The following is a 14066-nucleotide window of genomic DNA, read 5'->3' as shown; positions in this document are numbered from 1 at the left end:
TTTTGGGCGACATGCATTACCGTCGGCCGAACAGGCGCCCGTCGATGGTAACGAGGCCGAGCGCAATCAGCGCCATGCCGCCGAGTTCGAACAATTCGAGCCGTTCGCCCAGGAACAGGAAGCCAAGCAGGATGGCGCTGGCCGGCACGATCAGCGTGACCAGCGAGGCGTTGGTGGCGCCGGCCGAGGCGACGAGGTTGAAATAGAGGATATAGGCGAAGGCGGTGGACAGCAGGGCCAGCGCCAACACCGCCGCCCAGACCGGCAGCGAGGCCGAAAACAAGTTGGCAGGACCATAGCCGAGCAGCACGACCGGGATCATGATGATGGTCGAGGCGGTCAATTGTCCAGTGGCGATGACCGGTGACGGCACGCCCTTGAAGCGGCGGGCTATCATCAGGGCAACCGCATAGGACAGCGACGCGCCGATCAACGCGAATTTCGCCCAGACCGGGCCGCCCAGCCCGGCAAGCAGGCCGGGACCGATCATCACCGCCGTGCCGACGATGCCGAGCGCGATGCCGGCAAGCTTGTTCCAGGAGAGTTTTTCGTCTGATGTCAGCGCGTTGGCGAGGATCAGCGTCCAGAACGGCGTCGTCGAATTGAGCACCGAGGCGACGCCGGCGCCAAGCTCGGTCTGGCCGGCGAAGATCAGCGAGAAGGGAATGACGTTGTTGGCGAGCGCCAGCAGGATGAACAGGCCGGCATGCGGCAAGGCGAGGCGGAAGGAGGGACCGCGCAGGCCGAGATAAAGCTGCAGCGCCAGCGCCGCGATGGCGACGCGAAACAGCACCAGCACCAGCGGGGGAATCTCGGCAACCGCAATGCGGGCAAAGAAGAACGAGCCGCCCCAGATCGCGCCGAGCAGCAGAAGCTGTGCCCAGTCTTTCAGGACCATGGGTCCGCGCATTGCAGTCGTGGTTGTGATCGCCATGGATCGTCCTCCAAGATGGCTCCGATGCCAAGCCAATCAGGCGCCTGTTCAGGCCATATCCTGTTTGACGGCAAGGGCCACCCGAAACCGGATTGGTGGGCTAGCACTTCTGTCGTCTTGCCTGTCAGCTGGCGTAGCGCCGTGGCCGTCAGGGGCGCGAGACACAGAATTGTTTTCATTCACGCATAGGTTGGATTAATTGTGCGCGGGCCGATTTTGAGGATTCTTCCATGCAGCGATTCGAAAATGCCCGCGAAGCGGCGCTGGCGCTTCGTCCGGACGATCCGGTCTACTGCTTCCGCCCGCAGGTGCTGAAGGCCGACGCCAGGCAGTTCATGGGCATGTTTCCCGGCAGGACCGCCTATGCGGTCAAGACAAACGGCGAGCAGATCGTGCTGAAGGCACTGGTCGAGGCCGGCGTCAATGCTTTCGACGTGGCCTCGCCCGGCGAGTTCGCCGCCGTGCGCGCGGTCTCGCCCGATGCCGAGATGCTTTACATGCATCCGGTCAAGGCGCAGTCGGACATCAAGCTGGCGCTGGAGAAATATGGCATCCGCGTCATCTCGCTCGACCATGAGGACGAGATCACCAAGCTGACCCGCGTGGTGCGGGCGCTCGATATCGATCCGGGTGCGATCACCGTGTTCGTGCGCATCCAGACGAAAGGATCGGCCGCCTACGAACTGTCGAAGAAATTCGGCGCCGGGCCGGCCAACGCGGTCGAGCTGGCCGAACGGCTGAACCGGACGGGCTACAAGGTCGGCCTGTGCTTCCATGTCGGCAGCCAGATCGAGGATCCCGACACCTATGAGCGGGCGCTGGCTTCGGCCGACTGGGTGCGCAACCGCGTCAGTTTCGACATTGCCGGGCTCGATGTCGGCGGCGGTTTTCCCGCCGAATACGGCCATGATCCCAACCGCAAGCAGATCGAGATGCCGTCGCTCGGCCAGATCATGTCGCGGCTGTCCGGCGATTTGAAGGAATACCAGTTCGACCAGATGCCGCTGGTGGCGGAGCCGGGCAGGGTGATCGTGGCGCGCTGCCTGTCGCTGATCGTGCGCGTGCTGCTGCGCAAGGGCAAGCGGCTCTACATCAATGACGGCATCTGGGCGTCGTTGTCGGATTCATGGACCGGCAAGATCACGCTGCCGGCGCGCTTCATTCCTGATCCCGCGATCCGCTCGCGCAATGGCGAGGAGAAGACCATCGTGCCGTTCAAGGTGTGCGGCGCGACCTGCGATTCCGTCGACATTCTGTCGCGGCCGTTCTGGCTGCCGGAAACGGTCGACACCGGCGACTGGATCGAGATCGGCCATATCGGCGCCTATTCGCTGTCGCTGAGGACGCGGTTCAACGGCTTCTACCCCGACACGTTCGTCGAGGTGGCGACGCCGTTCGACGAGGGCGACGCGCCGGAAGGGTTTGCCAGCCTGGAGACGATGGCGGATTAAGCGATAGGTGGCTAAGCCACGCCGCCGCCGGCCTGGATGTTCTCGCCGGTCAGCCAGCGGGCCTCGTCGGAGGCGAGGAAAACCGCGACATCGGCAACGTCGCGTGGCGCTCCGATCCTGCCGAAGGGCGACATGCCGGCGGCGATCGCGCGATCCCGCTCGGGCAGCAGGTCGGTGTCGGTAAAGCCTGGCGAAAGCGCATTCACGGTGATGCCGCGCGGTCCGAGTTCACGCGACAGAACGCGGACGAACTGTTCGACGGCTCCTTTGCTGCCGAGATAGAGAGCCGTCTGAGTGAAGTACATCTTGGTGCCGCCCGTGGAGACGGCGATGATGCGGCCACCGTCGCGCACGCGGCGCGCCGCTTCCTGAAGCGTGAAGAAGGTGCCTCTGGCGTTGACGTCGAAGACGTGGTCGAAGTCGGCTTCGGTGGCTTCGACCAGCGGCTTTATGACGGCGACGCCGACATTGGCAACGACGATGTCGATCGGCCCCATCTGCCTTTCGGCCTCACCGAACAACCGGCGGATGTCGGAAACGCTGGAGATATCCGCCTGGATGTCGACAGCCTTTCCGCCATTCTCGCGGATGGCGGCAACGGCTTCCTGAGCGGCTTTCTCGTTGCCGACATAGTTGACGACCACGGCCGCGCCGTTTGCCGCGAGCCCCTCGGCGATGGCGCGTCCGATGCCGCGCGAACTGCCCGTTACGAGCGCGGTTTTGCCTTCAAGCGAATGATACATAGCTGCTGTCCCTTTTCTCGTCCGGCTACGGCCGCTCCAAACCGAGCGACGTCCCACGTGCAAGTTAGGGGCATGCTATTGCTCATATAATAGCCTATTATCGAACAGGCTTGTTAAGCCTGGAGTATATAATGCGAGGGAGCGAGTTTTCCGAGCTGAAGGCGTTTGCGACGATCGTCGAGGAGGGCAGCTTTGTCCGCGCTGCGACCAAGCTCAGGGTTTCGCCGCCAGCGCTTAGCCAGACGATACGCGGGCTGGAAGAGCGTGTCGGTGTCCGGCTGCTCAACCGAACGACCCGCAGCGTGTCACCGACCGCAGCGGGCGAAACGCTGTTTGCTCGCCTCGCACCGGCATTCAGCGAACTGGAAGGGGCCGTCGCCGACGCGCATGCATCACGCGATCGACCGGCAGGCTCGCTGCGCATCAACGTTCCACGCATCGCCGCCATGCGTTTCATCGCTCCCATCCTTGGCGATTTCCGCCGCGCCTATCCCGATATTGCCCTCACCATAATCGTCGACGACATGCTGGCCGATATTGTGGAGGGACGATTCGACGCCGGGATCAGGCTTGGTGAGCGGCTGCATAAGGACATGGTGGCGGTGAAACTCAGCGAGGATCTGGAGATGGCCGCGGTGGCCGCGCCCAGCTACCTGGAGCATCGCCCCATCCCCCGTCATCCCGCAGACCTGCATCATCACCAATGCATCAATTTCCAGTGGCCCGGCGGCGGCAACATCTATCGGTGGGAGTTCGCGCGTGGCCAACGCGCTTTGGAACTAGCCGTGAACGGCGGTCTGACGGTCAACGACACGGAACTGATGATCAGGGCGGTCCTGGATGGGGTCGGCGTCGCTTACATGCTGGAACACCAGGTTCGGCCGTGGATCGAAGCCGGCAAGCTCATCCGTTTTCTCGACGCCTGGTCGCCCCGATTTCCGGGCTTTTACCTATATCATACGAGCTCCCGGCAGGTTCCGCCGGCCTTGCGTGTCTTCATCGATTTCCTGCTTGCCAGGCGATGACCCGCTTTAAAGCTTCGCCAAAAACTCCGGCGTCGGCCAGCCGTCGACCGGCAGGCCGAGCCTGGTCTGCTCCTTGCGGATCGCCTCGCGGGTGTTGGTGCCCAGGATGCCGTCGACTGTTCCCACGTCATAGCCTTTGGTTTCGAGCTTTGTCTGCAGCGCCTTCATCTGGTCTCCGTTGAGGCCCGGTTCGGGATTGCGCGGATCGAATTGGGGCGCGCCCGCCAGCCGCGCGGCGAGATTTGCCGCGGTCAGCGCATAGGTGAAGGACTGGTTCCATTCGAGATAGACGTCGAAATTGTCGTAGACGAGGAAGGCCGGCCCCTTGCGCCCCATGGGCAGCGCGAGACCTGCCTTCAGGCCGTTGTCGACAAGAGGCGTGCCGTTCGGGTTGGTGACACCCCACTCAGCCCACTGCGTCAGCGGCAGCTTGTTGGTGCGGCCGGTCTGGTCCCACGGCATATCGTCTGGCACGCGGACTTCCTCGATCCAGGGCTGGTCGCGTTTCCAGCCGCGCGACATGATCTTGTTGGCCGTAGTCATGATCACATCAGGCGCGCTGCTGCGCAGGTCGACCAGCCCGTCACCGTCGCCGTCGACGCCGCGGTTGAGATAGTCGGACGGCAGCATCTGAGTCTGGCCGATTTCCCCCGCCCAGGCGCCGGTGACGTCGGTCGGCACCACGCCGCGATCGATCAGTGTCAGCAGCGGCACGATCTGCGGGCGAAAAAGTTGCGGGCGGCGGCAGTCATGCGAGAGCGTGACCAGTGCGCTCAACGTGTGGAAATCGCCCTGCACGGCGCCAAAATCGGTTTCCAGCGCCCAGAAGGCGGCGATGATCGGCGGCTGGACGCCGAATTGCTGGTCGGCGCGGGCAAAGACGTCGGCGTATTTTTTCAGATTGGCGCCGCCCTGCTTCAGCCGATAGGCCGAGATCATGCGGTTCGAGAATTCGATGAAGGTCTGGGTAAAGACGCCCTGGGCGCGGTCGCGCGCCAGCACCTTTTCGTCGGCGGTGGCGTCTTCCAGCGCCTCGAGGCCGGCATTGCCGACGCCGGCGTTCCTGGCCTCCGCCGCCACGCCCTGCTTCCATGCCTCGAAATCGCCGCCGCATTGCTGTGCCACCGCTGGCGCCGCCGTGGCGGCCAGAAGCACCGCCGCGAGAATTTCCAAGCGCAATCGCATCGCCATCCTTCCAAGAAGATCGCCAGCGGTTGCAGGCGTCCTTCATTGGCTGTGTCGAAAAGCAGGCCGCAGGCCCGGTGTCAACGGGTGTTCTGCCGCAGCCATTTGTTCCATGCGGCTTCCGAGCCGTTGAAGACATTGATGTCGGCGTTGCCCCTCATACCAGGCACAACGCCGGTTCCGGTGTACTGCCAGAAAGTGAAGGGGTGGCTGCCGTATTTCTCGCGCGGGTGGCCGGCCACCGAACGCAGCCAGTAGGGGTAGCCGCGAAAGGCCGACAGGCCATTGTCGTCGAAGAAATCGATCGAGGTGTAGATGATCGGCTTCTTGCCATAGTGGTTTTCGACGATTTCGAGGAATGTGCTCATCTCGCTGCGAACCGTCGCGGCATCGGGCCGCAGCTTGCAGGTCGGCGATTGCGGATTCCATTCCATGTCGAGAACCGGCGGCATTGCCGAACGGTCTTTCGGCACGTTCCTGATGAACCAGCGCGCCTGCGTGGCGGCCGGCGTGCAAAAATAGTAAAAATGATAGGCCGCGCGGGGGATTCCCGAGGCTCTGGTGCGGCTCCAATGCTCGTTGAAATACTCGTCGAAGCGATCGCCGCCTTCCGTCGCCTTGATAAAAACGAAGGAGATGCCGCTGGCCCTGGCCGCCGGCCAATCGACCGAGGTCTGGTATTTGGAGACGTCGGTGCCGTGAACGGCATAGCTCCACGGCGCGCCGCTGTCCCATTCATGCGGATCGGAGTCGTCGAAGCGGGGTGCGCGCACCGCAACGGTCGGGGCGCCAGATGAAGGCAGCGACGGCGCAAGATCGTCGACGGTCGAGCAGGCGCCCAGCAGCGTCAGCATGATGAGGACCGCGAAACGGCGCATCGCTACTCCTGAACCGGTTTCAGCCGGCCGCTGATGGGTTGTTGCTGCAGGTGGCCCCTCGACCGAAACCCCTCGAGCGATCGCCCCACAGGATCGCCCGTATCTTAAAGCGCGTCGCGTGGACGCGCTTTAATCTTTGTTTTTGTGCACGTCGTTATCCCCAAACCGCTGCGTACCCTCGGGTCAGGCCCGAGGGCATGCTTTTGGGGACATGCATCCCTATGATCGCCGATCATGGTTGATATTCCGTTGACGGCGCTCGACAAGAGCCGCGATTTTGCCGAAGCAATGGCGGCAAATCGATGACATGAATCAGCGTCCGGGGAGTCGGAAAAATGCGGATTGCTCTGAGGCTCGTCAAATGGCTGCTCGGGCTGGCCATGCTGGCGGTCGCGGCACTCGCCGCCTGGCTTTACATTGCGCCGCCGGAACTGATCCGTCTCGGCTCCGGCTATTCGGCCAAGATCGTCTGCTCGAATGTCTTTATCGCTGGACGCGATGCCGATGAGGTGCTCGCCGTCGACGTGCAGGCGCCGGGCCACCCGCTGCTCAGGCTGATGAGGATCTCCGTCGACAAGGAGCAGGGCACGGTTTGGGCGGGGCTGTTCGGTGTGTTCGGCAAAAGCGTCGCGGTCGTTCGCGACGGGCTCGGCTGCACGTCGGTTCCGGATGGCGACATCGCCACGGCCAAAGCAATTACCGGGCCGGCGCTGACGCCGGCACCGCCGCTCGACGCGCTCTGGCCGGACGGCGACAAGGTCGACGCCTCGCAGGACCCCGAAATCGCGAAAATCCTCGACGATGCAGCGCTCGCCGGCACCGGCATGCGGGCGGTGGTGGTGGTCAAGAACGGCCGCATCGTCGCCGAGCGCTATGGCGCCGGCTTTACCGAAAAGACGCCGCTGCTCGGCTGGTCGATGACCAAGACGGTGAACGCCGCGGTCGTCGGCACGCTGGTGAAGGACGGCAAGATGGCGATGACGAACCAGGGGCTGTTCGGACCCTGGAAAACGGACGGCCGCGCCGCCATCAGCCTCGCCGCCATGATGGCGATGTCGAGCGGGCTCGAGTTCAACGAGGATTACGGCGACGTCACCGACGTGACGCGGATGCTCTATCTCGAGCCTGATATGGCGGGCTTTGCCGAATCCAAGCCGCTGACCGGCGAAGTGGGCAAAGTGTTTTCCTATTCGAGCGGCACGGCGGTGATGCTGTCCAGGCTTTGGCAGGATGCGATCGGCGACAGGGACACAGCGCTGGCGTGGCCAAGGGTTGCACTGTTCGACCCCCGCTCGGCATGCAGAGCGCGGTGCTGGAAACCGACGAGCACGGCACCTTCGTCGGCTCGTCCCATCTCTACGCCACAGCCCGCGACTGGGCGCGCTTCGGCCAGTTCCTGCTGCAGGACGGCGTCTGGAACGGCCGGGAAATCCTGCCTGCCGGCTTCGTCGGCTGGATGCGGGAAGCCGCACCCGCCTCGAAAGTCTATGGCCAGGGCCAATTGTGGATCGAAGGGCCGGGCGACGAGGAGAGCCCCGGCGCCGGCGCCGCCGCGGGCCTGCCTGGGGATACCTATTGGATGGAAGGCCATGACGGGCAGACGGTCGCCATCATCCCCTCGGAGCAGCTGGTGGTGGTACGGCTCGGCCTGACGCCGGCCAAGCTCGGCTACCGGCCGCAAACGATGGTGGCGGCGCTGGCGAAGGCGCTGCATTAGAAAGCTATTTGCGCGGTCCGACAACGGCGAGCCACGCATAGCCGCGATACAGTGTTCTGAACCGAAGGCCCGCGCCGATCCGCTCGGATTCCGATTCCAGAACCGTGCGCAACGACTGACGCGGTTCGACGTGGAATTTTCTCAGCCAGCCGCGCAGCAGCGTGCGAAACCAGCGGGGCAGGGCCTCCTGCTGGCCGAAATCGACGACGTGCAGCGAGCCGCCAGGTGACAGGGCCGCAAGTGCCGCTGAAACCGTCTTTTCCCAACCGGGGATCATCGACAGCGAGTACGAGACAAAAATGCGGTCGAAACTTTCTACAGAAAACAGGGCTTTTGGATCGAAATCGGTGGCGTCGCCGCGCGCCAGCGTAACGCGGCCGGACAGGCCTTCACGGGCAATGGCAGCGTTGGCCGTCTCCAGCATTTCGGCCGAAATATCGAGGCCGTAGAAACGGGCGCCGGGATAGCGGCGGGCGGCAAGCACAATGTTGCGGCCGGTGCCGCAGCCAAGCTCGAGCACCGTGCCGCCGACGGGCGCATCCAGCCCTGATATCAGCCTGTCGCGGCCGAGCAGGTAATATTTGCGGGTCAGGTCATAGATATGGCGCTGCCAGCGGTAGACGCCGTCCATCAGTTCGGCATGCCCGGCCGGCGGTTCGCCGTGCCCGGCCTGCGGTTCGTCGTGCCTGGCCGGCAGTTCGGTCGCGCTCATGCGGCGCGCTTCACATAGAGGTGGAAGCCGCCATAGATGGCCGAGCGGTCGCGGGCCGAGAGCGCGCGGGATGCCTGATCCTCATAGCTCCACTGGTCGAGCAGCGAATTCGAGATTCTGCCGGGCAACAGGCTGGGCTGGGCCGCTGTGCGGAAGATGACACGGGCGTCAGTGGACGCGGTGCGGGTGATCTCGGCCCACAGCGCATTGAGCTGGGCGTCGGTCATCCAGTCCTGCGCGTCGAGCAGGACGAAGCGGTCGACCGAACCGGCATCCTTGCCGGCGAGGAATTCGATCAGATTGGCATGGTGGATGGCGACGCGATCGACATTGTCGCGGATCGTCTTGTAGTTGCGTTTTTCGAGATATGCGGGCAGAGCCGCTTCGCCGGGATTGGGATACCGACGGGCAAAAGCCTGCCAGGCGAAGTAGTTGTTCTCTAGCGGAAAATCGCAGGCGAGCTTTTCGAGCCGCGCCTTCAGCACGCTGGCCATGGTGCCGTCACCCGAGGTGATCAGCGAATCGTATTGGGCCGGCGGAATGCCGAGCCCGAACAGCGAGGCTTTTCGCGAGGTGGCCCATTTCAGCAGTGGCTTTTCGAAGACGGGCGCCAGTTCCTCGTTGAAGAAGCGGCGCTGGTCGGCAACGGTTTTCGCCTTCATGATGCCGGCGGGATCGACGCCGAAGAATTTGCCCGTGCGGTGGCCCATGGCGATGAACAGGCCGAGCAGCCCGGTTTGATAGAAATTGCGGTCGAAGACGGCGATGCGACGACGGCCGCGCCAGTTGCGGCCCTCCCAATAATGACGGCTGACCGGATCGAGATGCGGGGCGATGAACCGGTGGTAGGCTTCCGAATTATGGCTGGTGTCGACGGCGCCGAAGAAACGGAACAGGTCGCCCTGGGACGGCAGATGGCGCACCGCCTCCAGCTTCATGCGGTTCAGCGCGATATGGGCGGCGTTGAGATCGACGGCGTCGATCCTTTCCGGCGACTGGGTGAGATAGGCGAGGATGTTGCAGCCGCCCGAGGCGATGGTGACGACGCGGTGGCCCTGGCCAAGCTGCATCGCCTCCATATCGACGTCAGGATCTTCCCAGATCTGCGGATAGACGAGGCCGGAAAACAGAAAGGCGAAGAGCCGTTCGGAAACACCGGCCCTGGAAAGGGGGCGATTCTGATAGACGGCCTTGCCAACTTCCTTGCCGCGGCGAAAAACCAGATCTGCGGAAACGTCCGTCATGGCAAGGTGATTCCCCATTTGCTCTGACGCAAGCGGGTAGCGCAGGGTCATGACAGGCGGGTGACAGTCTTGTTGATGCCAGCTCAGGGTTTGCCGAAGCCACCCGGCGTCGGTGTCGTGAGGATGACGGCCTCGCCGGCGTCGAGCACGGTCTGGTCACAGGCTTTCAGCATCTCGACCGTGCCGTCCTGCCGGCGGACCTTGGTCGAGCCGACCTCGCCATCGCCGCCGCCGTCCAGGCCTTGCGGCGGGCGGTTGCGATGCGAGGACAGGATGGCGCACTCCATTCTTTCGAGGAAGCGGATGGTGCGTCGGGTGCCGTCGCCGGCACTCCATTTGCCCTTGCCGCCCGAGCCTTCGCGGATGTGGAAATCCTCGAGCAGGACGGGAAAACGCAGTTCCAGCACTTCCGGGTCGGTGAGACGCGAATTGGTCATGTGGGTGTGGACGCCGGATGTGCCGGCAAAGCCGCGGCCGGAGTTCATCCGGCCTGCCGGCGATCCGGAACAGATCGTCTCGTAATACTGGTATTGCTTGTTGCCGAAGGTGAGGTTGTTCATCGTGCCTTGCGCGTTGGCCATCGCGCCCATGGCGCCGAACAGCGCGTTGGTGACATGCTGGGAGGTCTCGACATTGCCGGCGACGACAGCCGCTGGGTAGGCGGGCTTCAGCATCGAGCCATCGGGGATGACGATGTTGATGGGCCTCAGGCACCCGGCATTCATCGGGATCATGTCCTCGACCATGACGCGGAAGGCATAGAGCACGGCGGCGCGGGCGACCGGCTCGGGAGCGTTGAAATTGTTCTTCATGACCGGCGACGTGCCGGCGAAGTCGACGGTCGCCTCACGCTTCTGCCGGTCGACCGATATCTTCACCTTGATGACCTGGCCGGTGTCGGTCGGATACTCGTATACGGAACTGTCGGGCAGCCGCTCCAGCACGCGGCGCACGCTCTCGGCGGCATTGTCCTGGACATGGCCCATATAGGCCTCGACCACGCCGAGGCCGAAATGCGCGACCATCTTGCGCAGCTCGGCGACGCCCTTTTCGTTGGCGGCAATCTGCGCCTTGAGGTCGGCGATATTCTGGTGCGGATTGCGCGCGGGCCAGCGATGGTCGGTGAGCAGCGTTTCCAGTTCCCTCTCGCGAAACCTGCCGCGATCGACGATGCGGAAATTGTCGAACAGCACGCCTTCCTCGTCGACGGTGGTGGCGAGCGGCGTCATCGAGCCGGGCGCGGTGCCGCCGATGTCGGCATGATGGCCACGCGAGGCGACGTAGAAGAGGATCTTCGGCGATTGCCCGATCTCCCCCACAAGGGGGGAGATCGGACGCATTTCCTCGAAAACCGGCGTCACAACCGTAATATCAGGCAGATGCGTGCCGCCATTGTAGGGCGCGTTGAGGGCGAAGACGTCGCCGGAGTGGATGTCGCCCGAGTTCAGGCGGATGATGGTCTCAACCGAACGGTCCATGGAGCCGAGATGCACCGGCATGTGCGGCGCGTTGGCGACCAGCGCGCCATGACGGTCGAAGACGGCGCAGGAGAAATCCAGCCGTTCCTTGATGTTGACCGAATAGGCGGTGTTCTGCAGCGTCACGCCCATCTGTTCGGCGATCGACATGAACAGGTTGTTGAAGACCTCCAGCATGACCGGATCGGCCCCCATCTTCCCGGAGAGACCGGTGCCGAGCGCCGCCTGCCGGCGCTTTTTCTCGATGCGGCGCAGGAGCACATGGTTCCTGCCGGTGATCCCGGCCTGCCAGCCCGGCTCGACGACGATGGTCTGGTTCGGCTCGATGATCAGGGCAGGGCCGGCAACCTTGTGCCCCGGTTTGAGCGCCTCGCGGCGGAAGATACCGGCATCGCGCCAGATGCCGTCGGTGAAGATTTGCCGGCGCTCCGAAGGGTTTGCGGCCATATCCTCAAGGACTGAATCACTTTCCTCGCGGCCGGCGCCGCCGGTGTCGATGCCTTCGACGCCGACCGATTCCACGATCATCGGCTTGTCGTCATAGACGAAACCGAACTGCGCCTTGTGCGCCGTTTCGAAATCGCCCTTGGCCCGTTCGATCGAGCCGTGCTCGAAATTCACCGGCAGCGCGGTGTCGGTGCCGTCGTAGCGGACCTGCAGCACCGGTTTCGAGGTGACGGCGTCCTCGTCGATGCCTTGTGCTGCAAGCTCGTCGATGACGGCTTTTCGCAATGTCGCGATGAGCTCGTCGATTGCTGGCCTGGAGTCTTCCGCCAGCGGTTTCAGCAGCGCCTGCTGGCGCGACGCAAAGACCGAGGACAACCCAATGCCATAGGCCGACAGCAGGCCGGAGAAGGGGTGGAGCAGCACCGCTTCCATGCCGAGTGCGTCGGCAACGAGGCAGGCATGCTGGCCACCGGCGCCACCAAAACAGTTCAAGAGATATTCGGTGACGTCGTAACCGCGCTGCACGGAAATCTTCTTGATGGCGTTGGCCATGTTTTCGACAGCGATGGTGACGAACCCCTCGGCGACAGCCTCCGGTGATCTGCCGTCGCCGATCTCGGCGGCCAGCGTCGCGAATTTCTCGCGCACGGTCTGCACGTCGAGCGGCTCGTTCTGGCCGGGTCCAAAAATGGCCGGGAAGAAGCCGGGCTGCAGCTTGCCCAGCATGACATTGGCGTCGGTGACGGCCAGCGGGCCGCCGCGCCGGTACGCGGCCGGGCCAGGATTGGCGCCAGCCGAATCCGGCCCGACGCGAAAGCGGCCGGCCTCGTAATGCAGGATCGAGCCGCCGCCGGCGGCGACGGTGTGGATGCGCATCATCGGCGCACGAATGCGCACGCCGGCAACCTCGGTGTCGAAGGCGCGCTCATAGTCGCCGTCATAGTGGGCGACGTCGGTGGAGGTGCCGCCCATGTCGAAGCCGATGACCTTGTCGAAGCCGGCGAGCTTCGCCGTCTCGACCATGCCGACGACGCCGCCGGCCGGGCCGGACAACAACGCGTCCTTGCCCTGGAACATGTCGGCGGCGGTGAGGCCACCCGACGACATCATGAACATGAGGCGGGGGGAATGGCCGATCCCCCCCACAAGGGGGGAGATTGGCGCCGTGCCAAGTTCCTTCGCCACCTTCTGCACATATCTCGACAGAATCGGCGACAAATAGGCGTCGACCACGGTGGTGTCGCCGCGGCCGACCAGCTTGACGAGCGGCGAGACCTCGTGACTGACCGAGACTTGGCTAAACCCCAGTTTTCTGCAGACTTTCGCAATAGCCTTTTCGTGGTCGGGATATTTCCAGGCATGCATGAAGACGATCGCCACGGCATCGATGCCGTCGGCCCTGGCCTGTTCGATGGCGGGGCGAACGGCGGCGACGTCGAGCAGCCGTTCGACGCGGCCGTCGGCGCGGACGCGCTCGTCGACCTCGATAACGCGCTCGTAGAGCTGTTCGGGAAGAATGATCTCCTTGGCGAAGATGTCGGGCCGCGCCTGATAGGCGATCCTCAGCGCGTCGCGAAACCCTCGGGTGATGAGCAGCAGCACACGGTCGCCCTTGCGCTCCAGAAGCGCGTTGGTGGCAACGGTGGTACCCATCTTGATGTCGCCGATCAGGCTGGACGGGATCGGAGCGCCGGATTTTAATCCGAGCAACTCGCGAATGCCCTGGATGGCGGCGTCGGCATAGGCTTCAGGATTCTCGGACAGCAGCTTGCGCGGGTGCAGCGCGCCTTCCGGGTCGCGGCCGATGACATCGGTGAAGGTGCCGCCACGGTCGATCCAGAAGTCCCATTTGGCGGTCACGGCAGCTGCTCCCAGGCATTTTATTGATTCAATGTGTTAATTCGCCGTGGCTTGGCCGGCAACGGCAAAAGCGGATGATGTTACATACGGAAATGCAACGTTACGAAACTCATAGGCGCCTGATGCATTTTGTCCTCGATCGTCACCGGTAGCGGGGGCGTGATTAGAGGAGAGATGTTATGAAGAAACTCATTCTTGCGTCGGTTTCGGCGCTTGCCCTGCTTGGCGTTGCGGCTTGCAGCGACAGCGGCACGGGCGGGGACAGCACAACCACGCAGAGCACCAATCCGCCGGCGGCCGAACAGCCGATGCAGCCGGCCCCTGACGCCACGAAGCCGGCCGAGCCGGCTCCGGCAGAGCCAGCTGCGCCCGCGCAGTAATTCTGATGTAAC

Annotated in this window: 10 protein-coding genes and 1 pseudogene; 4 read left to right on the top strand and 7 right to left on the bottom strand. The window is 63.8% G+C overall.

From position 1 onward, the window contains the following. Positions 1-16 precede the first annotated feature (16 nt). The gene (locus EJ066_RS26895) at positions 17-934 is read right to left on the bottom strand and encodes a DMT family transporter (protein WP_126042961.1); all 918 of its coding nucleotides are present in this window, start codon (positions 932-934) and stop codon (positions 17-19) included. Between the two features lie 230 nt (positions 935-1164). Here EJ066_RS26895 and EJ066_RS26890 point away from each other — a divergent pair, with 230 nt between their 5' ends. Next, positions 1165-2385, top strand: a complete 1221-nt coding sequence (locus EJ066_RS26890; RefSeq protein ID WP_126042960.1) for an alanine racemase — start codon at positions 1165-1167, stop codon at positions 2383-2385. Between the two features lie 11 nt (positions 2386-2396). On the opposite strand, the gene EJ066_RS26885 is transcribed toward EJ066_RS26890, so the two are convergent. Continuing rightward, a complete protein-coding gene (locus EJ066_RS26885; protein WP_126042959.1) occupies positions 2397-3128 on the bottom strand; it encodes an SDR family oxidoreductase in 732 nt (243 codons plus the stop codon). Between the two features lie 131 nt (positions 3129-3259). Between EJ066_RS26885 and EJ066_RS26880 the strand changes: the two genes are divergently transcribed. Then, complete coding sequence (locus tag EJ066_RS26880; RefSeq protein WP_126042958.1) at positions 3260-4153, top strand: LysR family transcriptional regulator; 894 nt, start codon at positions 3260-3262, stop codon at positions 4151-4153. A 6-nt stretch (positions 4154-4159) separates the two neighbouring features. On the opposite strand, the gene EJ066_RS26875 is transcribed toward EJ066_RS26880, so the two are convergent. Both EJ066_RS26875 and EJ066_RS26870 read right to left on the bottom strand, forming a co-directional pair. Beyond that, entirely contained in the window at positions 4160-5338 is a 1179-nt protein-coding gene (locus EJ066_RS26875; protein WP_126042957.1) for a lytic murein transglycosylase, read from the bottom strand. Between the two features lie 80 nt (positions 5339-5418). After that, positions 5419-6216 carry a GH25 family lysozyme gene (locus EJ066_RS26870; RefSeq protein ID WP_126042956.1) on the bottom strand — a complete coding sequence of 266 codons (798 nt, stop codon included), beginning with the start codon at positions 6214-6216 and terminating at the stop codon, positions 5419-5421. A gap of 335 nt (positions 6217-6551) precedes the next feature. Between EJ066_RS26870 and EJ066_RS26865 the strand changes: the two are divergent. After that, positions 6552-7933: pseudogene (locus EJ066_RS26865) on the top strand (serine hydrolase). 4 nt (positions 7934-7937) lie between these two features. Here the strand turns inward: EJ066_RS26865 and EJ066_RS26860 are convergent. Genes EJ066_RS26860 through EJ066_RS26850 form a run of 3 tightly spaced genes read right to left on the bottom strand, consistent with a single transcriptional unit; the run spans position 7938 to position 13674 of the window. Next, the gene (locus tag EJ066_RS26860) at positions 7938-8645 is read right to left on the bottom strand and encodes a class I SAM-dependent methyltransferase (protein ID WP_189644371.1); all 708 of its coding nucleotides are present in this window, start codon (positions 8643-8645) and stop codon (positions 7938-7940) included. After that, the gene (locus tag EJ066_RS26855; RefSeq protein ID WP_126042955.1) at positions 8642-9940 is read right to left on the bottom strand and encodes a DUF3419 family protein; all 1299 of its coding nucleotides are present in this window, start codon (positions 9938-9940) and stop codon (positions 8642-8644) included. Before EJ066_RS26855 ends, EJ066_RS26860 begins: the two co-directional genes overlap by 4 nt. A gap of 32 nt (positions 9941-9972) precedes the next feature. Then, on the bottom strand, positions 9973-13674 hold the full coding sequence (locus EJ066_RS26850; RefSeq protein WP_126042954.1) for a hydantoinase B/oxoprolinase family protein: 3702 nt from the start codon (positions 13672-13674) through the stop codon (positions 9973-9975). 179 nt (positions 13675-13853) lie between these two features. Here EJ066_RS26850 and EJ066_RS26845 point away from each other — a divergent pair, with 179 nt between their 5' ends. Continuing rightward, positions 13854-14054 (top strand): hypothetical protein, encoded by a 201-nt coding sequence (locus EJ066_RS26845; protein ID WP_126042953.1) that lies wholly within the window; start codon positions 13854-13856, stop codon positions 14052-14054. Positions 14055-14066 lie beyond the last annotated feature (12 nt).

This window comes from Mesorhizobium sp. M9A.F.Ca.ET.002.03.1.2, from assembly GCF_003952365.1.
Lineage (GTDB): Bacteria > Pseudomonadota > Alphaproteobacteria > Rhizobiales > Rhizobiaceae > Mesorhizobium.
Note: the sequence above shows the minus strand (reverse complement) of the source record. Positions and strands in the feature narration are given on the sequence as shown.